Here is a 20,737-nt window from a genome sequence, read left to right on the forward strand (position 1 = left end):
GGAGGCCGCGCCCGGCTACGTGGCGACGCGCAGGCGCAGCTGGCTCGACGCGACGCCCCGCCGGACGGCGGCCGCGAGGGTGTCCGGAGAGAACGGCTTGGCGACGAACGCGTGGGCGCCGAGGCGGAAGGCGCGCTCGCGCTCGCGCGCCGACGACAGGGCGGAGACGACGACGAGGGCGACGTCGCGGTGGTGCCGGCTCTGCCGGATGAACCGGATGAGCTCCAGCCCATCGATGTCCGGCAGGTTGATGTCGATGATCACGGCGTCGTACGCGCCGCGGTGCATCAGCCGGAGGGCCTCGAACCCGCTCGCCGTCTCCGCGACCTCCGCCGCCTGCCCGAGCTCGGGCGCCCGCTCGAGCGCGGCCCTCATGTGCGCCCGCATCGCGGCGGAGTCGTCGATGAGAAGGATGCGGATCATACGGGGCCTCTGCGGGGGCTCTCGGGGCGCCTAGGTACAACAGAAACAGCAAAAGCAAAAGCGGTCGTCACGTTTCCGACACCAGGGCGTCCGGGTGCGCCCGCTGGCAGCCGTCATCCCGCCCTTCCCCCGGCCTCCCACCCGCCTCGCGGGCCCGTCGGTCCGGGTCGCTCCGCATCATAACGCAACGCATCATCATGACCCGAACAGGAGGTGGCCTATCCGGCTTCTCCTCGAGCGCCCGCGTGATCACAGCGGCCCCCTCCGGGAATTCGTCTAAGTCACACGGGAGAATCGGGTGCGCACCAGCGTATTGAACTTCTTCGCCACGGCTGCCGTGCTGCTCCTCGCGGGCTGCGGCGGCGAAGACGCTGGCGGGGCAGACGACGCTGGCGGCGGCCTCGGCGAGGCGGGCGGCGCCGACGCCTCCGCGAGCTCCGGCGGCCCCTCGGCCGCCGCAGGCAGCGGCGGCGGGACGACCGCGGCATCCGCCAGCGCCGGCGGCACCGAGCCTTCCTGCACCGATCCGGTCGTTCCCGAGGTCTCCTCCCTGCCCCCCATCGCGGAGCACCCGGACCCGTTCACGTTCCTCGATGGCACACGAATGACCACCGCAGCGGACTGGCGATGCCGTCGCGCGGAGCTCAGCCAGCTTATTCAGCATTTCCAATACGGCCTCTACCCGCCGTCCCCCGAGAACGTCACAGGGACGCTGAACGGCGAGGTCGGGCGCCGGCGGCGTCGGCAGCTGGCGAGCGGCCGAGGGCAAATCCAACGTGCAGACGCTCAGCCAGATCAACGGCGAGGCCCCGCAGTGGTTCGGCGACGGCTTCGGGGCCACGTTCAGCGGCAAGACCACGACCCTCCCATTCGACGCTCACTCGATCGTGGCCCTCGTCGCGCCCCGCCCGATCATCGTGCAGGAGGGGAAGTCCGACGGCTGGAACAACAACAGAAATGGCGGCCCCTACCAGGCGGTCTGGGCCGCAAGAGAGGTCTTCGAGGCTCTTGGCATCGAGGATCACATCGGCTGGGTCGCGGACGACCACAGTCATGGTGTGATGACCACCCGAGAGGCGAACGCGATCCTCGGCTTCGCGGAGAGATTCCTGCTCGGAGGAGAGATTCCTGCTCGGAAAGGACGTGACGACGGAACAATGGGACGAGAGCGCCAGCCCGCCGACCCTCTCCTGGTCGGCGCCATAGACGAGACACGCGCCGTCCCGGCCGGCAAGGACCGGACAGCGCTCGACAGGCCGAGCAGAACGCCCTCGGGCGCTCGGCCCGATCCTGCCGGTCGACCCTCGATTCGAATCGACCTCAGCACCGGTGCAAATTCAACTCTCGCGTCGCTCAAAAAGAAATAGTTCTAATTGACAACAAAATAGCGCAACGGTATTCCCAATGGCGGTCCAGCGCATTGGGGACCGTGCTCCTCTGCGCGTCGCGCCAGCTCATCGAGAGCGATCGACGGTCAGGACATAACTTAGGTCAAGGAGACTTCTGTATGAGCGAGAAAAAAGAACCCGCGGCTCGTGATCTGCTCGGCGGGGTCGTCGACCGGCGGCAGGTGCTCATCAAGCTCGGCGCGTTCGCCATCACCGTGCCCGTGCTCGGCGCGTGCGGGGACGAGGGGTCGACCGGCTCGGAGACCGGAGGCGGCGGCGGCGCCGGCGGCTCCGGGGGCACCGGCGGGAGCGGCGCGAGCACCACCAGCGCGAGCACCACCGGCGCGAGCACCACCAGCGCGAGCACGAGCGTGGGCACCGGGGGCGCGGGCGGCGAAGGCGCGGGCGGCGAGGGCGCGGGCGTGGGAGGCATGGGCGGCGGCGACGGCGGCGACAGCCTCATACCGCCGCCGTTCGACGATGTGCCGATGTGCAGGGCGCAGAACAAGACGGACGGCGCCGGTCAGGGCCCCTTCTTCATTCACGAGCTCGAGAAGAACGACGACATCTCCCTGATCCGACAGGACATTCGTGGTCGCTACAACGAGAGCGCAGCGCCCGGCGTGGAGATGCATCTCCACCTGCGCGTGCTCGACCTGAGCAAGCCCGACTGCGATGGCAAGGGCGTGGGCGTGCCGGACGTGGACGTCTACATCTGGCACACGGACGGCCAGGGGTTCTACAGCGGCTTCGGGGCCAGGGGCTCTGCCAACGAGCAGAAACCCGACTCGCCGTACGCGGGCAGGCCGAATCAGAACAACCTCGACACCACGGAACGCTTCTGTCGCGGCGTGCAGACGACGGACGCAAACGGTGTCGTCTCGTTCCGAAGCATCTTCCCCGGCTGGTACAACGGCCGCGATGTCCACATCCACTTCGTCTGCTTCAAGAAGGGCTCGATGTCGAGGGGCCGCGTCAATTACCAGGGTGGAGATCACATTTTCACGACGCAGTTCTACTTCGATCCCGCCTTCACCGACTCCGTTCATACCCAGTACGAGCCGTACAAGGCGCGCACCACGGGCAATCTGGCGACGGCGTACGCAGGCGCCATCAAGGCCGACGAGGCGGGCAACAGCGGCCTTCGCGCCAAGGCGTGGATGGAAGGGGACATCGTGGTCGCCCAGATGCAGATCGCCGTGACTCCGACGTAGAGCGCGGCACGGCTGTTCTCGACGAGAACAGGACCGATGACCCCGCGCCTGGGCGCCCTCGCCCGATGTGGCGCGTGCGCTGCAAGCCTTCCATAAAATCTCTCCAGACGAGCAACGTGTCTTCGTGGGACCGAGAGAGAGCCCCTCGTCGGGGAACAACGGCGGGAGGCGCCCCCGCGCCCTCTGAATCGGCCACGCGAGCGGCAAGCGCCGACATCCCCCTCGCCTCCGCACCACCCGCGGAGGCGCCGGCCCGATTCCCACCAGCGCTCCCAAGCAGGTCACCGACTTACCCAAGGAGACTAACTTATGCGTCACAAAAAGAATGCCGTGACTCGTGATCGGCCTGGCGAGGTCGTCGACCGGTGGCAGGTCCTCATGAAGCTCGGGGCGCTCGCCGGCACCTCGCCCGTGATCGTGTCGTGGGGCGACGAGGGGTCCAACGACGCGGGCTTCGGCCGCGGAGGCGCCGGCCGCGGAGGCGCCGGCACGGGCCGCGCGAGCACGAGCAGCACGAGCACGAGCAGCGCGGGCACCGGAGGCGCGAGCACGAGCAGCGCGGGCACCGGAGGCGGCGGCGCGGGCAGCGGCGGCGTGGGCGCGGGGGGCGCCGACGCGATCGATCCTTCGATCTTCGCGAACGGCGCGAGATGCGACCTGACCGCCACCGACATCGAGGCGCCGTTCTTCATCGACGACAGCGAGATCCCGAACGACATCAACCTGTTCCGCAGCGATCTCCGCGACGGTCACCGCGGCTGCGAGTTCCGGCTCTATCTCCGCCTGCTCGACGGCCGGAATGACAGCGAGCCGATCCCCGACGCCGAGGTGTACATCTGGCACTGCGACGCGGACGGCCGTTACAGCGGCCCCAACAGCCAGGATCCTTCCACGCCGTACACGGGAGCCTTCGAGCGCGCGCCGGAGCACCTGGACCGCTTCTGCCGCGGCGTCCAGCTCACCGACCGCAACGGGATCGTGGGCTTCACGTCGATCTGGCCCGGGTGGGATGGGGCGCGCCCCATCCACGTTCACCTGGTCGCTCGCATCAACGGCCAGACGACCCGGCTGATCACCACGCAGCTCTACTTCGACGCCGAGCTCAGCCGGCAGGTGGCTCAGGCCGAGCCGGCGTACGCGGGGCGGTCGACGAACATCCCGGCGTCCAGCCTCGACCCGCCGGGAGACAGCCCGGTCATGCCGAGGATGCGGTACACCCCCGGCCTGGTCACCGGCATTCTCAACATCGTCGTCGACCGCGCCTGAGCGCACGGGGCTCCCGGCGGTGCCCGGGGCGGTGCGCCGCCGCCCCCAAGGCCGACTCGGGCTCTCCCTGGGTCTCCCCCGGAAGGCGCTGGTGGTGGCCGGATTTGAACATGAAGGCGGGAAGGCGGGAAGAAAAGAGCAATGATCTTCCTGCCTTCCCGCCTTCATGGGAATCACTCCGCGGCAAATTGGGCCACCACCGAGGCGCCCGGGCCCTGTGTGCCGAGCGTCTCGTGACATCCTGGAAATAAGGCAACCCTCCTGTCCTCCGCACGCGCGGGGCGGACAATCGCTCTCCCGGCTGGCAGACTGCGGTAGAGAGGTGCCATGAGCGACACGGATCGGCTGGAGCCAGCGAGCATGGCGCGCGCGTTCCGCGAGGCGCGGCGCCGCGGGATGGAGGTGGAGCCTGCGGTCCTGTTCCACGACCTCGGGCGCATGCGGGCGCGGATCGGGCGGATCGGCGCGGCGTTCCCGCCGGGCGCCCTCCACGCGGTGGCGATCAAGGCGAACCCGCTCGTGGAGGTCCTGCGCGCGGCGGTCGACTGCGGCGCGGGGCTCGAGGCGGCCTCGCTCGAGGAGGTGAGGCTCTCGCTGGCCGCCGGCTGCCCGCCCGGGCGCATCGTCTACGACTCCCCCGCCAAGACGCGCGCCGAGATCGCGGAGGCCCTCCGCCTGGGCGTGCGGCTCAACGCCGACAACCTCGACGAGCTGGAGCGCATCGACGCGCTCGTCCGGCCCGAGGCGGCGGCCGGCCGCATCGGGCTGCGCATCAACCCGCAGGTCGGGGCGTCCAGCATCGCCATCACCAGCGTGGCGGACCGGCGCTCGAGGTTCGGGGTCCCCCTGGAGCAGGCCGACGCCGTGCGCGCCGCCTTCGCGCGGTACCCGTGGCTCGCCGGGCTGCACGTGCACGTCGGCTCGCAGGGGTGCGCGCAGGCGCAGCTGATCGACGGGATCCGCCGCGTCGAGGCGCTGCGCCAGGAGATCCGGCGCGCGCGGGGGTCGGGCGCCGCCTCCGTCATGGATATCGGCGGCGGGCTGCCGGTCGCCTACCGGAGCACGGACCGCCCGCCGGCGCTGGAGGACTACGCGGCCGCGCTGCGCCGCGAGGTGCCGACGCTCTTCGAGGGCGGGACCACGCTGATCACCGAGTTCGGGCGCTGGGTCCAGGCAGGCTGCGGCTTCGCCGTCTCGCGCGTGGAGTACGTGAAGACGGACTCGGCCGGGCGCACCGCGATCCTGCACCTCGGGGCCGATTTCTTGCTGCGCCGCGCCTATCACCCGGACGACTGGCACCACGACTTCGTGGCGCTCGACCCCGACGCCGCGGCGAAGGAGGGGCCGCTTTCGGCGTGCACCCTCGGCGGCCCGCTGTGCTTCGGCGGCGACGTGCTGGCCCGCGACCTCCCGCTGCCGGACCTGTCGCCCGGGGATCTCGTGCTCATCGGCGACACGGGCGCGTACACGCTGAGCATGTGGTCTCGCCACTGCAGCCGCGGCATTCCGGCGGTGCTCGGCGTCGACGGCGACGAGATCCGGGTCCTGCGCGAGCGCGAGCGGCCGGAGGACGTCGTCGCGTTCTGGAGCCGCGGCCGCGGCCAGCCATGAGCACGCTGCGGTGCGTTCACACGGCTGTTTCCACGCGAACCCAGCATGTGAGAGCCTGGTGCGGCGAGCGCGGCGGAGTGGAGGAGCGGAGATGAGAGCGAGCGGTGCTTCCGGAGTCCTGGGGAGATGCGCGCGGGCGTGGCGGGTCACGCTGCTTGGCGCCCTGCTGTGCGTGCCCCCGCTCGCCGGCGCGGGGTGCGGCGACGACGAGCCGAACGGCCCCGGCGATGCGTCCGGCAGCACCGGCAGCACCGGCAGCGCCACGGGTACCGGCTCGGGCGGCGGTGGTTCAGGGACCGGGGGCGCCACCGGCACCGGCGGGCAGGGCGGCGGCACCGGCGGACAGGGCGGCGCTGGCGGCGGCACCGGCGGACAGGGCGGCGGCACCGGCGGACAGGGCGGCGGCACCGGCGGACAGGGCGGCGGCACCGGCGGGCAGGGCGGCGGCACCGGCGGACAGGGCGGCGGCACCGGCGGCGCAGGCGGCACCAGCGACGGCGACACCGTGAGCGTGCAGATCCTCGCCTTCAACGACTTCCACGGCAACCTGGAGCACCCCCCGGGCAGCAGCGGCAGGATCACCTTGCCCGATACAACGCAGGTGAACGCGGGCGGCGCCGCCTACTTCGCCTCGCGCATCGCCGCGCTCCGCGCCACCAACCCGAACACCGTGGTGGTCTCGGCCGGCGATCTCATCGGCGCGAGCCCGCTCGTGTCGGCGCTGTTCCACGACGAGCCCACCATCGAGGCCATGAACCTCCTCGGACTCGACATCAACGGCGTCGGCAACCACGAGTTCGACAAAGGCACCGCGGAGCTCCTCCGGATGCAGTACGGCGGGTGCAGCCCGGTCGACGGCTGCACCGACGGCACGTTCTTCGCCGGCGCGAGCTTCAAGTTCCTCGCCGCCAACGTCGTCGTGGACACGACGACGGGCAGGACGCTCTTCCCGCGCTACGACGTCCGCGAGTTCGACGGCGTGAAGATCGCCTTCATCGGCATGACGCTCGAGGGCACCCCGTCGATCGTGACGCCGGTCGGCGTCGCGGGGCTCTCGTTCATGGACGAGGTCGACACGGTGAACGACATCGTCCCTGAGCTCCAGGCGCAGGGCATCGAGGCGATCGTGGTGGTGCTCCACGAGGGAGGGCTCCCGACAGGCCACTTCAACGAGTGCCCCGACATCTCCGGCCCCATCATCGAGATCGCCACGAACGTCGACCCCGCCGTGGATGTGCTCGTCACCGGGCACACGCACCAGGCGTACAACTGCCTCCTCGGCGACAAGATCGTGACGAGCGCGGCGTCGTTCGGGCGGCTGGTGACGGACATCGATCTGGAGATCAGCAGGACCACGGGCGAGGTGACCGCCAAGACGGCGAACAACGTCGTCGTGACGCACGACACGCCCGACGCGGCCGTGGCGGACCTGGTGACGCGCTACAAGGATCTCTCGGCGCCGCTCGCCAACGTGCAGGTCGGCACGATCACGGCGACGCTCGACCGCGCGGTCCCGGCCGCGGGCGCGGGGCTGTTCGCGATGGGCGCGGTCATCGCCGACGCCCAGCTGGCTGCCACGCGCGAGGCGAGCAAAGGCGGGGCCGAGGTCGCGCTGATGAACCCGGGCGGCGTCCGCGCCGACGTGACCTACGCCGCCTCGCCGACCGAGCCCACGGACGGGGTGGTCACGTTCGGTGAAATCTTCACCGTGCAGCCCTTCGGCAACAGCCTGGTCGTGATGACCCTCACGGGCGAGCAGATCGACCAGCTGCTGGAACAGCAGTTCCGGGTGGACTCGGCCGGCACGCCGCGGAACCTGATCCTGCAGGTGTCGGACGGCTTCACGTACACGTACAGCCAGAGCGCGCCCATCGGCGCGAAGGTCGACATCGCCTCGATCCGGATCGGCGGCGTCCCGATCGAGGCGGCGCGGACCTACCGCGTGACGGTGAACAGCTTCCTGGCCACCGGCGGCGACGGATTCACCGTGCTCAACGACGGCGCCGATCGCCTCGGCGGCGCCCTCGATCTGGACGCCCTGCGAGACTACTTCGCGGCGCGCTCGCCCGTCGCGCCGCCCGCGCTCGACCGGATCACGATCGTGCCCTGAGCGGGAGCCTCGCCGCCGAAGAACGGGTCGTTCGCCAGCGGCGAGACACGGGAAGAAAAGAGAGGATCGAGCCACAGACGAGCAAGAGGGCACAGAGGAAGAGAGGATTAGACATTTCCTCTCTCCTCTGTGCCCTCTGCGCCTCTGTGGTTGTTCTTCTCGTCTAGCGGCTCACCGCTTCACCGCGCCGGGGCGCGGAGGCCACGCCATCCGCTGCTCGCCCGCGAGCCCGGGCGAACGGTGGATGGCAGGGGGCGCCGCGAACGACGCGTCCGCCTGACCGCCGTCGCCCGCGGCCCGCCTCGGCCACCAGTCCATGCTGAGGTGGATGTGATGATGGTGATACGGCCACCCCTCGCCGTACGCCATCCGGTCCGAGAAGCTCGCGAGCTCGCCGTTCGTGATCTTCCTCGGATCGCTGTTCGGGAGGGCGTTCAGCTTCTCGGCGGTCTTCGAGAGGAACGGCGCGATGATCTTGTCCACCCCGACGACGCGCGTGCGCGCCGAGCGGAACAGCCTGGCCATGAAGAACGCCTGCCGCTCGAGATCGACGATGTGCTTCCGCTTCGCCGCCGACGAGCAGTACCCGTCCTCGTGCTTCGACCCGTCCCCGCAGATGATCTCGCCGTCGTTCGACCCGTCCGTCTGGAAATACGCGATGTCGATGTTGCCCCCCTGATCGTGCGTCGACTCGGGGTGGCGCGGGTCGTCGACGTCGTATCCGGGCGTGACGCCGTTCATCTGGCAGACGTCGATCAGCGAGAGCGGCGCCGTGCCAGGGAACGCCCGCAGCGTCTCGGCCAGCGCGTCGCGGACGAGCATGATGAGCTCGCGCCGCGCGAAGCGGTAGTTGCTGAAGGTCTCCCAGACGTAACCGCCGCCGACGACCGAGTCGTCGGGATCCGGGAACGGGAACGGCAAGAGCCCGCCGCCGCCGTCGCCGAAGCCGGCGCACTCGTCGAACGAGAAGCCGGCGCCCACGCAGCTCGGGCCGTCGACATAAGGATACGAGGTCACGTCGAGATCATAGGCGTTCTGCCCGCCGTCGTAGCCGACGACGCGGACGAGGTACTCGGCGCCGCCTCGCTCGGAGTAGAACCCGTAGAACTCGGTGTTCGTCTCCTGATCGCGGTACGAGTACGGGTACTGCTCGCCGTAGCGCGAGCCGAGCAGGCGGCCCGCGCCGTCATACGCCACGAGATCGATGTCCCCCGCGGCGTGGCGGAACCGGATGCCCACGCGGACGATGGTCCGCGCCGGCACCACGATCCTGAACCAGTCCTCGTCCCCCTCGCACAGGGTGAGCGCCTTCGTGACGCCCACGGGCGCGCTCACCGCCGCTCCCGCGTCGTCGTTGGGCTCCAGCGCGTCGCCCTCCGACTCGCAGGCGAAGGCGTCCTTGCGGCACGCGCCGTCGTCGCAGTGGGTGCCTTCCGGGCACCAGCCGGACGGGACGTCCGGCGAGCACGCGACCTCGTCCGACACACAGAGCTCTCCGAGGCAGGTCGCGCCGTCCGGGCAGGTCGCGGCGGCGTCGCAGCCGGCGAAGCACGCCGACCCGTGCGCCTCGTCGAGGACGTGGCACACGTAACCAGGCCGGCAGTCGAGATCGCTGCCGCAGGTGTTCATGCACACCGGCGCGCCGCCCTCGGCCGCAGGGAAGCAGCCCGCCTCCGGCCCGCACTGGTCGTCGCTCTCGCAGTCGAACGCGAGGCAGTATCCCTCGACCCAGCCGTTCGGCTCCGCCGGGTCCGCGTCGCGGTAGCAGGTCGCGCCGGGCAGCGAGCACGCCTCGTCCGCGTCGCAGGCCGCGCCCACGCGCCCGGGGCCCACCGTGTCCTCCGCGCACGCCGCGCCGCAGGCCGCGTTGCACCCGTCGCCGCGCCGAGGCGAGCAGAGGCCGTGACGGTTCTCCACGCCCTCGCAGGTCTCGGGATCGTAGACGGGATAACACACCCCCGTGTCCGCCAGGATGTCGGTGTTGAAGCAGCGCGAGCCGGGCGCGCAGCCCTCCTCGCCGTTCGGCGCCGCGCACCGCCCCTCCGCGCGCTGCATGCAGATGCCCAGCATGCAGACGGCCGCGTCGCCGTCGCAATCCGCATCACAGCCGCAGCGCGCGCCGGCGGGGTTCCGCTTCGGCTCCATCCCGCCGCGCAGGTCGCCGTCGCCGTCGCCGTCGCCGTCGCCCGGCGGCGCCAGCCTCCATGGGCCCATGTCACACGCTTCCAGAGAACCCATGAGCGCCGGCACAACCACGAAGAGCCATTGCCAACGTAGATTCATGTCACCTCGCCTGTCGATGAACGCAAGATCGCTCGCGGCGAGCGTTCTAGTCCCAGGCGAGGCGCAACTGGCTATCGAAAAGAGCAGAGGAGTCACGCAGGCCACCCTGCGCGAGGATATTTCCAGCTTCAGAGCGGCGTTGTTCCGCCCGTCGGTGGGGGCGCCTACTCGGCTATTCGTACTTCTGGCTGACGCGGAACGAGCCGAGCGAGCGCACGCCCGCCGCGTGCTGCTCGAGCTGCGCGAGGGCGTCCCTGAACGCGGGCTCCTCCGTGCTGCCCTCGCACTCGACGAGGAAGAGGTACTCCTCGGGGCTGTCCGGCAGCGCGCGCGAGACGATGCGCGTGAGGTTGATATGGTGTCTCCCGAGCGCGGACAGCGCCGCCACCAGCGCGCCGGGGCGGTGGTCGAGCCCGAAGAGGAGCAGCGTCCGCCCGCCCGAGGGCGGCGGCTCGGCGGCCCTGCCGACGATGAAGAAGCGCGTGATGTTCTCGCCCTTCACGCCGAGCTTCGGCACGAGGATCTCGAGCCCGTAGATCGCCGCCGCGCCCTTGTTGCCGATCGCCCAGGCCTCGCCGTCCTGCGCCGCGCGCTCGACCGCCTCGGCGGTGCTCTCCGCCTCGAGGATCTGCGCGTCGGGGTAGTTCGCGCGCAGCCAGTCGCCGCAGTGCTTGAGCGGGACGAAGTGCGAATAGATGCGCTTCGGCGCCGCGCCCGGCCTGCCGAGGAGCGACAGCGTGACGTGCAGCGAGAGCTCCTCGCACACGACGAGCGCCGCGCCTGTGCCCTCGCGGCGGATCAGCTGATCTACGGTGTCGTAGATCGGGCCGCCCACCGCGTTCTCGATCGGCACGATGCCGTACGCCGCCGCGCCGCCGGCCACGGCGTCGAACACCTCCGAGATGGTGCGCCGGGGCGTGAGGTCCGCGCTCGCGCCGAAGCGCCGCGACGCCACCTCGTGGCTGAACGTCCCCGGCCGCCCGAAGTAGGCGACCCGCGGGCGCGGCGCCGGGGCCTCCCCCGCGTCGCCTGCCGCAGCCGCCTCGCCGCGGCGCGCCGCCCCCTCCGCGTCAGCCGACATGGGGGATGGGCGCCTCGCCAGAGCCCGCGCGCGCGATCGCGACATGCCCCCGGCGGGGCGCGACCGCCCGCCACGGGGCCGGCATCCTTCGGTGGAGCGTGTGCATCGAGCCCGCCTGTTACCGGCGCGATGCCGTGGCGTCCAGCGAGGAAAGCGGGCCTCGGCCGGCTCCGAAGGCGCACGCCCGGCCGCGTCCGCCCTGGGCCCACCGGGAGCGCGCGGCGCCGGCCCGCTGAACGAGCGCGGCGGCCGGCGCGACGGGCGCGACGCACGGTTCCCGCCGCCGGAGCCGGACGATGAACGATCGTTACATCCAGGGAACCATCGTCGAGCGACGCTTTTCCGAACGATTCTGCCTGTATCTGCGCAATATGCAGGAGAGCGATCCCTCGACACAGCGCCCACCTGCACCCACATCACCCCACCCCAAAGCACCCGAAAGAGCGAAAATCTGCCTGGGATCGCTTCGGTCGCGTTTTGCAAGTTTGGTTTCTTGTGATAACGATCGTTACGCAATGCCGGGCACAGGGCATGGGAGCGACGGTGGAATGCCGCCGAACGACAGGGAAGGGGCTTACTGGCGGCTCTTCAACAAGAAAACGATCGTGCTCGTACGGCGCTGGCTGCGTCTCCTGGGGGTGCCGCGCCGAGATCGCCGGGACGTCGCCCAGAACGTGATGCTCGCGGCGCACGAGAGCTTCGCGAACTACGACCCCGCGCGCGGCCCGCCCGACCGCTGGCTCAACCGGATCGCGGTCCACACCGCGTCCCACTACGCGGAGCGCGCGCGGCGCCGCGTGGAGGAGCCGTTGCCGGACGACTTCGACGCGGAGCTCGAGGAGCCGTCAGCCGAGGAGCAGATCATCTCGGAGTGCGATCGTCTGTTTGCGCTCTCGATCCTCCGGGAGCTCGACGCCGAGCTCGGCGCGGTCCTCGTGGCCCACGACATCGAGGGTGTCCCGATGGCGGATTTCGCGAGCCAGTCGGGAATCCCCCTCTCGACGGCGTACAAGCGGCGCACGCGCGCGCTCGCGGCGTTTCAGCTCCTGGCCGCGCAGCGGCTCGCGGCGATGGACGGGATAGACCTTCAGAGCAGCGGCCTGCTGGTGCCCCGCTCGCCGCCGATGCTCGTCCTCATCTCGTCCGCGCGGCCGTGACCGCGCAGGGGCTCATCGCCCGGGCTTCCGGCTCGACGACGGGGGGGAGGAGCCGCGCGAGCCGCGCTCCTCGGGCCGCGGCCGGGAGCGCGGACGGCCGCGCTCCGGATCATCGTTGATGAGGGCGAGGATGGCCTGCTTCTTCGGCGAGTCGTCCGGCTCGATCAGCAGAAAAAGGAGCGCCTCCTGGAGCGCCTCGGGCGCGCGGTCGAAGCGATCGGCGACGACGGCGGAGACCGGGCTCCGCCCGTCGCCGGGCAGGAGGAGACGAGCATCGCAGTTGAGCCCCTGTGCGATGAGCGCCAGCGCGCCGAGCCCGAGATCGCGCTCTCCGCGCTCCACCTGCCGCAGGTACGTCGCAGAGAGGCGCGCCTTCTCGGCGAATTCGGCGTAGCTGAGGCCGTGCAGCAGCCGGAGCACGCGAATGGCCCGACCGACCTCTTTGGGAAGCGCATCGCCCATGGCCGGCGCAGCCTATCAACTCCCGCCGCGGCCAGAAAAGGACGATCGCATCTTTCTCTCACCCTCCGCCTCTCGCCCTTCGCGTCTCGCCCTCCGCGACCGCGCGTCGATGCCCCGTTACTTACTATAACTGATTCAGCTCCTCCACGAGCGCCCGGGAGTGCGCGTTCTCGCTCTTTTCGAACACCATGTTGACGTCGACGAGCGCGCGGCGCGCGTGAGCTTGGCGCCGGGCTCGCGCTCGGCTCGAGCGCATTCGCGCCGGGCCGCCGCGGGTCCGCGCCGGGCCGCCGCGCGGGTCCGCGCCGGGCCGCCGCGCGGGTCCGGCGCCAAGCTCACGTGCGCCGCGCCGGATCTCCGCTCGGCCAGCGCCCGTTGCGACCGCGGGGCGCTTCTGTCATTCCTGGCGAGCCGTGGTCCCCGAGGTGCGCTATCCCGAGCGCCCGTCTCGGCCCCTCGGGGGACGGCGAGGGCATCGATGATCCGTCTGGAGCTTTCAGGAGAGCACACCCGGCTGCACTCGACGCTGTGCGGCCAGTGCCCGCAAGGCCCCGCGGGGTGCTGCGTCAGCCCGCCCGAGCTCGACTGGACGGACATCGGGCGCATCGTCTCCCTCTCCGGCCGCGGCTGGCTGCTCGAGCAGATCGCCGCCGGCAACCTGCTCCCCGCGAGCCGCGGGCTCGCGCTCCGGCGCGTGCGCAAGCGGGAGGGCCCCGCGGCCCCGCGGCGCTCAAAGTGCGTCTATCACGGCGCGCGCGGCTGCACGATCCCCGCCGATCGGCGGGCGGCGACCTGCAACTACTTCCTCTGCGAGGACGCCTTCGCCGAGCGCGTCGACGGCCAGGCCGACCCGGCCTCGGCCGCGAGCCGCCGGGCGCACGCGCTCCTCCGCGAGGTGTACGGCCGCTGGGATCGCGAGCTCGCCGAGGCGATCGCCTCCCGGCCGGAAGGGCCGTCGTGGGACGCGGCGTTCCTCGACTGGCTGGGCGCGGAGTTCGAGCGGCTCTCGAGCGCGTCCCGCGGCGAGCTCGCCGCGCTCGCCGCGCCGGGGTAGCGCGCGGCGGGCGCGGCGATGGCGGTCGCCTGGCGGCGCCGCGCCGCGCGGGGCCGCGCGCGGCGCGCCGGTCACAGCATCGCGACCGGATCCACGTCGATGATCACCCGCGCGTTCCGGTCGATCCCGTCGCGCATCAGCCCGGTGAGCGCCGCGAGCGTCCCCCGGAGCGGCCCGCGCTCGCGCGCCCGGAGGAGCACCCGGAACCGGTACCGCCCGCGCAGCCGCGCGATCGGCGCCGCCGACGGCCCGAGCACCTCGACGCGCCGCGCGAGCCCGTCCGGACACGTGCGCGCGTGGGCCGCGAGCTTCGCCGCGGCGCCGCGGCCCACGCCCTCGTCGACCGCGTCGATCCGGATCAGCGCGAGGCGCGTGGCCGGCGGGTAGCCCACCTCCTCGCGGTCGCGGATCTCCCGCTCGAGGAAGCCCGGCACGTCGTGCGCCGCGGCGAACGCGATCGCCGGGTGCTCGGGGTTGCGCGTCTGGATGAGCACCCGGCCCGGGCGGTCGCGCCGCCCCGCGCGCCCGGCCACCTGCACGAGCAGCTGGAAGCCGCGCTCGGCCGCCCGGAAATCCGGCAGCCCCAGCGCGGCGTCGGCGTTCACCACGCCGACCAGGGTCACGTTGGGCAGATCGTGGCCCTTCGTGACCATCTGCGTGCCGACCAGGATGTCGATCTTGCCCTCGCGCATCCTCGCGAGGATCGCCTGCGAGCGGTCCTTGCCCGCCACGTCGCGGTCGAGGCGGGCCACGCGCGCCTCCGGGAACGAGGCGGCGATCGTGGCCTCGAGCCGCTCGGTGCCGAGGCCCTCGAGCAGCAGGGTCCGCGAGCCGCACGACGCGCAGCGCTCCGGCAGCGGCCCCGCGTAGTCGCAGTAATGGCAGCGCAGGAGCCCGCCCTGCGGCCGCTCGTCGAGCGGCGCCGCCGGCCCCGGCGCGGGCGCGCCCGGCGCAGGCGCGCCCATGGGCGCCTGCGGGCGCGCGTCGCGGCGCCGCCCGCGGTGGTAGGTCAGCGCGACCGAGCACGCCGAGCACGTCGTCAGGTTCCCGCACGAGCCGCAGACGACGCTCGGCGCGAAGCCGCGGCGGTTCAGGAACAGGATCGCCTGCTCCTTCGCCGCGAGCGTCCGCTCGAGCGCGCGGTGCAGCGGCAGCGAGATCAGCGGGTCGCCCGAGGGGCCGGCGCCGAAGCGGCGGAGATCGACCAGGGTGACCTCCGGGAGGCTGGCCTCGCGGTGCGCGCGGTCCGGCAGGCGCAGCTCGGCGAGCTTGCCGCGGCGCACCAGCGCGACCGACTCGATGGAGGGCGTCGCGGAGCCGAGCACGCACACCGCCCCGGCGCGGTGGGCGCGGAGCAGCGCCATGTCGCGCGCGTGGTAGCGCACGCCCTCCTCCTGCTTGAACGAGCCGTCGTGCTCCTCGTCGACGAGGATGAGCCCGAGATCCGGCACGGGCGCGAACAGGGCGGAGCGCGCCCCGATGGCGACGCGCACCTTGCCGCCGTGGAGGCTCGCCCACATCGCGTGGCGGTCGGCGTCGCTCAGCCCGCTGTGCAGCACGGCGAGCTCGTCGCCGAAGCGGGCGCGGAAGCGGGCGACGAGCTGCGGGGTGAGGGCGATCTCCGGCACCATCACGAGCGCGCCGCGGCCGCGGTCGAGGCAGCTCTTGATGGCGCGCAGGTACACCTCGGTCTTGCCGGAGCCGGTCACGCCGAAGAGGAGGAACGCGCTCGGCCCGGCGGGCCGCGCCTCGCGCGGGGCGGCCCCGCGCGCCTCCGCGTCTCCGGGCGCGGACGGCGCCGCGCTTCCGGGCGCGGACGGCGCCGCGCTTCCGGGCGCGGACGGCGCCGCGCTTCCGGGCGCGGACGGCGCCGCGCTTCCGGGCGCGGACAGCGCCGCGAGCGCCGCGTCGATCCGCGCCGCGGCCTCGGCCTGCGCCGGGTTCAGCTCGGGGGGCACGTCGCGCTCCTCGGGGAGGCGGAAGAACGGGTCGCGCGGCGGCTCGCGCTCGTCGAGGGCGACGAGGCCCCGCTCGGCGAGCTTCTTCAGGGCGCTGCGCGCGTTGCCGTAGCGCTCCTCGAGCCGCGCGACCGGCTGCTCGCCGTTCGCCCGGAGCAGCGCGAGCACCGCGGCCGCCTGCCCGCGGAGCGTGCCCGGCTCCTCGACCACGTCGGTCGCGCTGGCGTACGCCACCTTGCGGCCGCCCACCTGCTTGGCCCGGCCGAGATCGAGCATGCCGTCGAGCTCGCCCTGCGCCTTGAGCGCCCGCACCTGCTCGCGCTCGATCGCCGGCAGCGCGAGGCGGAGCACCTCCCCGATCGGCGCGAAGTAGTACGCGGCGAGCTCCTGCAGGAACGAGAGCAGCTCCGCCGGCAGCGCCGGGCGCGCGTCGACGAGGGCCGCGAGCGGCTTGATCTTGGACGGGTCGATGGCCGCGCTGCGCTCGCTGACGGCGAGCACGACGCCGAGCAGCTTGCGCCGGTGGAACTCGCAGAGCACGCGCGCCCCCGGCCGCACCTCGCCGGCGAGCGCGGCCGGCACCTCGTAGGTGAAGGCCTGCGAGAGCGGGACGGGCACCGCGACGTCGGCGAGGAGGGGCATCGCTCCGGGAGGCCGCGCTCGGCGCGGCACGGGCGAGATACCAGAGAACGCCGCTCAGGACGAGGAATGCACGAGACGGGCGCGCACGGTGCGCCCGTCCAGTCCCGCGGTCCCGAAAAGCGGGCAAAAAAAAGCGCCGCCGGGGCCTCGGGGGGGGGAAGGCCGCGCCGGCAGCGCTGGCCGGACAGAGAGCACCGTCCGTGCCATCTCTGCTGTTCGCGATCCGAACGTATTTCGTTCCAGATGAGGCGTTCCTGGATTTCGAATCTGAAATTTCAGCAATTCACCATTGCAGAAGCGAATTCCGCCGGCGTGTCCGCGCGTCGCACCGGCACGCACCGCGTGAGGGGGTGGGAACGCCCGAGCCGCTCCCGTGGGGTCCGCCGATTGCTCGGGAGCCGGGTCAGGGGCTCACCGCTGGACGGCCGGCGGGCGGGCGCCATGCGCTGGAAATGTGCGCGATGAGGCGCCTGCGAGGAGGGAACATGATCGGAACCGCGGTCTTGGGGGGAATCGAGGGGCAGGACTGGATCGACCGGATCGCCGACCCGCTTCAGCAGGGCATCCGGTCCGTGCTGAGGCGAGCGCCCGTGGTCGCGAAGGTGCTCCACGGCAAGTTCCTCGGGCACCCGCTGCATCCGGTGCTGGTGACCATCCCCATCGGCGCGTGGTCCTGCGGGCTCGTGCTCGACTTCGCGGGCATCGGCCGCCGCGGGCGGCGGCTCCACCGGGGAGCGGACGCGAGCACGGCCATCGGCCTCGGCGGGGCGCTCGTGGCCGCCCTGGCGGGGCTCGCCGACTGGAGCACCACGCTCGGCTCGGCGAAGCGGATCGGGTTCGTCCACGGCGCCATGAACCTGGCGATCGCGGGCGTGTACGGCGCCTCGCTCGCCTCGCGCGCGATCGGGCTGCGGCCGCTCGGGATCGCGCTGTCGACCGCGGGGTTCGGCCTCGCGGGCGCGAGCGGCTGGCTGGGAGGCGAGCTGATCTACCGCTACGGCGTCGGCGTCAGCCACGACGCGTGCGAGCGGAAGCCGGAGGCGCAGGTGCCCGTGCCCGAGGCGCCGATCGCCGACGTCGGTTGACGGAGCGGCGACGGGCGCCGGCGGTGCGCCGAGCGGGGATCCGGGAGAGATTCAACGCAAACGCGCAAAGGCGCAAAGGCGCAAAAAAGAGCAGATTTCATGCATTTTTGCGTCTTTGCGCCTTGGCGTTGAGCTCTCTCTCCTCTCGCGCCTCTCGCAAGTCAGATTCCTGGCAGGATGTCTAACCCACGGAGCTATCGCGCCGCGAGGTAGCAGGCCGCGATGCAGAGCGCGGCGAGGGCGAACAGCAGCGCGCCGTGCAGGAGCAGCGGCGCGAGCCCCTGCCGCTCCGGGGGAGCGAGCGGGCGCCGCGGCTTGACCCAGGGCGACGGCGGCTCGACCGCGGCCCGCGCGGCGAGCGCCGCGCCCTGCGCGCCCGCCGCCCTGGCGAGCTGCGCGGCGGCTTCGCTCGCCGCGGGCGCTACCGCCTCCTTCGCCGCCGCCTCGTGCCTCGCCGCGGGCGCCGCCGCCTCCCGCGCGAGCGCCGCGCCGGCGTCCATCGCGCGCGGCGTGGCGGCCGCCGTCGCGACCGGCTCGAGCACCGCGGGCGGACCGAGCTCCAGCGCGCGCACCGCGCGCTCGCGCGCCCGGCGGGCCGCGACCATCTCCATGCCGAAGTTGTCGCGCAGCCACGCCCCGAAGCGCAGCGGGCTCGCCGTCAGCTCGGCCGCCGCCGCGTAAGCGGCGATGTCCCGCAGCATCGCCGCCGCGCTCGGGTAGCGATCCTCGGGCGACTCGGCGAGCGCCCGCGCCACGATCGCGTGGAGCGCCGCCTCGTCGGGGAGCCCGCGCTCCGCGAGCGGCGGGATCTCCGCGCGCCGCGCGAGCTCGAGCAGCTCGACGCGCGCCTCGTCCTTGGAGAGGGCCGCCCCGGGGCCCGCGCTGTACATCCGCCGGCCGGCGAGCAGCTCCCACAGCAGGATGCCCGCCGCGAAGAGGTCGGAGCGCGCGTCGAGCGCCTCGCCGCGGGCCTGCTCCGGGCTCATGTAGCCGGCCTTGCCCTGCAGCGCCTCGTCCAGAGTCCCGCCGCAGCGCTCGTGCGCGCGGGCGATGCCGAAGTCGCAGAGCTTGATCTCGCCCTCGAAGCTCAGGAGCACGTTCGACGGCGAGACGTCGCGGTGCACGACGCCCTTCCGGTGCGCGTAGGCGAGCGCCTGCAGCGCCTCGGCGACGATCAGGAGCGAGAACGCCACCGGGAGCTTCACCTTCTGGCGCGCGCAGCGGCGGAGCAGCTCGCGCAGGTCGAACCCCTCGACGTACTCCATCGCGATGTACAGCGCGCCGTCCTCGCGGCCGAGGTCCTCGACCTGCACGATGGACGCGTGGCGCAGCCCCGCGGCGAGCCTGGCCTCGCTCGCGAGCATCTCCACGAAGCGCGGATCGTGCGCGAACTTCGGGGCAACCTCCTTGATGGCGACGAGGCGCGCGGCGCCGAGATCGGTGCGCACCCGCGCCAGGTAGAGATCGGCCATCCCTCCCTGGCCGATGTGGTCGAACAGGGTGTAGCGGCCGATCCGGCACGGCAACGGCCGCCCGCTGCGGGGCGCCGCCCGGCGCAGCGGGCGCTCCTCGCGGCCGGCGCCGCCGGCGAGCGGGGGCAGGCCGGAAGGCGGGTACGGGAGCGTGCCTCCGCGACGCACATCGAGGCGATCGATCTGCACGGCCCCTCCTCGCAGACATCGCGCGGACGGGCCAACTAAGCGGGCGCCCCCGGACACCGGGGACGGCCGCGCAGGCCCGGAGGGAGCCCACGCAAGGAACCAACCATTGGAATCTCATAGGTTTTTTGCCCAGCTCCCCCGGAGCTCCCCTGCCCTGATTGCGCTCGCCCGTGCCCCGGCGCAGCCTGCCTCGCCGATCGCGTGCAGCGCGCGCGGCGGCGGGCTACATCCGGCGCATGACGTTCAGCGCAGGCTGGGGACAGCCCTTTGCCGGATCGTTCATCCGCATCGTCGACGACCGGGGGCGCCGGCACGAGTGGCGCACGCCCCCGCGGCGCATCGTCTCGCTCGTGCCGAGCGACACCTACTCGCTCGTCCGGCTCGGCGCCCAGGGCCGCCTCGTCGGCCGCACCCGCTACTGCGTCGCGCCCGCGGGGGACGTCGAGGGCATCGAGCTCGTCGGCGGCACCAAGGACGCCGACGTCGATCGCATCGTCGCGCTCGAGCCCGAGGTCGTCGTCGCGAACCAGGAGGAGAACAACCAGCGCGACATCGAGCGCCTCGACGCGGCGGGCCAGCGCGTGCTCGTCTCGTTCCCGAGGCGGGTCGCCGACGGCGTGGCGCACCTCGCCCGGCTGGCGCGCCTGCTCGGGCACGGCGCGAAGGCCGCGCCGGCGGCGCCGGAGGGCGTCGCCCCGGACGCACTGCAGCCGCCGCCCGCCGCGCGCGAGCAGGTCGCGGCCGCCTACCGCGCCCACGCCGCGGCCGAGGCGCTGCGCCGCGATCGCCCGCCGCTCCGCGCCTTCGTCCCGATCTGGATGGACCCGCTGATGACCGTGCACGGCGACACCTTCATCTCCGACATGCTCGACCTCGCCGGCGCCCAGAACGTCTTCGCGGATCGGCCCCGGCGCTACCCGCTCGCGGCCGACCTGGGCAAGGCGCCGCCGCTCCCGCCCGAGCGCGTCCAGGGCCGCGACGTCCGCTACCCCCGCGTCACCCTCGACGAGGTCGTCGCCCGCGCCCCGGAGATCGTGCTGCTGCCCGACGAGCCGCACGCCTTCACCGACGCCGACGCAGAAATATTTCGTTCCCTCGACATCCCCGCCGCTCGCCGCGGCCGCGTGATCCGATGCGATGGCAAGGACCTCATGTGGTATGGCGCGCGGGCGCTCGAGGGGCTCAATCGGCTGCGAGAGATCATCGACGCCGCCCGTCCATGATGCACGGAGCGATCGTCCGTTCAGGGGCGCGCGAGCGCCTGCGGCCGAGTAACGTCGCGGTCGTGCGACCCCGCGGTCGTGCGACGCCGCGGCCGGGCAGCGCCGCGGCCGAGCAAGCC

At 72.5% G+C, this 20,737-nt stretch carries 15 protein-coding genes; 9 read left to right on the forward strand and 6 right to left on the reverse strand.

The genetic code is table 11. From position 1 onward, the window contains the following. Positions 1-15: 15 nt before the first annotated feature. Entirely contained in the window at positions 16-423 is a 408-nt protein-coding gene (locus WME98_RS12160) for a response regulator (protein WP_061627803.1), read from the reverse strand. Positions 424-1,199: 776 nt separating this feature from the next. Here WME98_RS12160 and WME98_RS12165 point away from each other — a divergent pair. The 5 genes from WME98_RS12165 to WME98_RS12185 all read left to right on the forward strand — a co-directional run bounded on the left by WME98_RS12165 (position 1,200) and on the right by WME98_RS12185 (position 8,012). Further along, on the forward strand, positions 1,200-1,790 hold the full coding sequence (locus tag WME98_RS12165) for a glucuronyl esterase domain-containing protein (RefSeq protein ID WP_437951480.1): 591 nt from the start codon (positions 1,200-1,202) through the stop codon (positions 1,788-1,790). 140 nt (positions 1,791-1,930) lie between these two features. Beyond that, a complete protein-coding gene (locus tag WME98_RS12170; RefSeq protein WP_437951481.1) occupies positions 1,931-3,025 on the forward strand; it encodes a hypothetical protein in 1,095 nt (364 codons plus the stop codon). Positions 3,026-3,355: 330 nt separating this feature from the next. Further along, positions 3,356-4,291 (forward strand): protocatechuate 3,4-dioxygenase, encoded by a 936-nt coding sequence (locus WME98_RS12175; RefSeq protein WP_437951482.1) that lies wholly within the window; start codon positions 3,356-3,358, stop codon positions 4,289-4,291. A 327-nt stretch (positions 4,292-4,618) separates the two neighbouring features. Further along, positions 4,619-5,902 (forward strand): diaminopimelate decarboxylase, encoded by a 1,284-nt coding sequence (locus WME98_RS12180; protein ID WP_437951483.1) that lies wholly within the window; start codon positions 4,619-4,621, stop codon positions 5,900-5,902. 91 nt (positions 5,903-5,993) lie between these two features. Further along, positions 5,994-8,012, forward strand: coding sequence for a bifunctional metallophosphatase/5'-nucleotidase (locus WME98_RS12185; RefSeq protein WP_437951484.1), 2,019 nt, complete (start codon positions 5,994-5,996; stop codon positions 8,010-8,012). 171 nt (positions 8,013-8,183) lie between these two features. Here WME98_RS12185 and WME98_RS12190 read toward each other — a convergent pair whose 3' ends face one another. Next, positions 8,184-10,226 carry a hypothetical protein gene (locus WME98_RS12190; RefSeq protein ID WP_437951485.1) on the reverse strand — a complete coding sequence of 681 codons (2,043 nt, stop codon included), beginning with the start codon at positions 10,224-10,226 and terminating at the stop codon, positions 8,184-8,186. A gap of 241 nt (positions 10,227-10,467) precedes the next feature. Continuing rightward, positions 10,468-11,376: a prephenate dehydratase gene (locus tag WME98_RS12195; RefSeq protein WP_437951486.1), complete on the reverse strand. Its 909-nt coding sequence runs from the start codon at positions 11,374-11,376 to the stop codon at positions 10,468-10,470. 296 nt (positions 11,377-11,672) lie between these two features. On the opposite strand from WME98_RS12195, the gene WME98_RS12200 reads away from it, so the two are divergent. Continuing rightward, positions 11,673-12,533 carry an RNA polymerase sigma factor gene (locus WME98_RS12200; RefSeq protein WP_437951487.1) on the forward strand — a complete coding sequence of 287 codons (861 nt, stop codon included), beginning with the start codon at positions 11,673-11,675 and terminating at the stop codon, positions 12,531-12,533. Between the two features lie 12 nt (positions 12,534-12,545). Here the strand turns inward: WME98_RS12200 and WME98_RS12205 are convergent, their stop codons facing one another. Next, positions 12,546-12,995: a helix-turn-helix domain-containing protein gene (locus tag WME98_RS12205; protein ID WP_061622109.1), complete on the reverse strand. Its 450-nt coding sequence runs from the start codon at positions 12,993-12,995 to the stop codon at positions 12,546-12,548. A gap of 478 nt (positions 12,996-13,473) precedes the next feature. Here WME98_RS12205 and WME98_RS12210 point away from each other — a divergent pair, with 478 nt between their 5' ends. Next, complete coding sequence (locus WME98_RS12210; RefSeq protein WP_061627597.1) at positions 13,474-14,049, forward strand: hypothetical protein; 576 nt, start codon at positions 13,474-13,476, stop codon at positions 14,047-14,049. A 71-nt stretch (positions 14,050-14,120) separates the two neighbouring features. Here the strand turns inward: WME98_RS12210 and priA are convergent, their stop codons facing one another. Then, entirely contained in the window at positions 14,121-16,649 is a 2,529-nt protein-coding gene (priA, locus tag WME98_RS12215; protein WP_437951488.1) for a replication restart helicase PriA, read from the reverse strand. Between the two features lie 485 nt (positions 16,650-17,134). Here priA and WME98_RS12220 point away from each other — a divergent pair, with 485 nt between their 5' ends. Beyond that, a complete protein-coding gene (locus WME98_RS12220) occupies positions 17,135-17,734 on the forward strand; it encodes a DUF2231 domain-containing protein (RefSeq protein ID WP_437951489.1) in 600 nt (199 codons plus the stop codon). Between the two features lie 194 nt (positions 17,735-17,928). Here WME98_RS12220 and WME98_RS12225 read toward each other — a convergent pair whose 3' ends face one another. Beyond that, positions 17,929-19,395: a serine/threonine-protein kinase gene (locus WME98_RS12225; protein ID WP_437951490.1), complete on the reverse strand. Its 1,467-nt coding sequence runs from the start codon at positions 19,393-19,395 to the stop codon at positions 17,929-17,931. A gap of 236 nt (positions 19,396-19,631) precedes the next feature. Here WME98_RS12225 and WME98_RS12230 point away from each other — a divergent pair, with 236 nt between their 5' ends. Continuing rightward, a complete protein-coding gene (locus WME98_RS12230; RefSeq protein WP_437951491.1) occupies positions 19,632-20,618 on the forward strand; it encodes a helical backbone metal receptor in 987 nt (328 codons plus the stop codon). Positions 20,619-20,737 lie beyond the last annotated feature (119 nt).

This window comes from Sorangium sp. So ce296, from assembly GCF_051529605.1.
Taxonomy (GTDB): Bacteria; Myxococcota_A; Polyangia; order Polyangiales; family Polyangiaceae; genus Sorangium; species Sorangium cellulosum_D.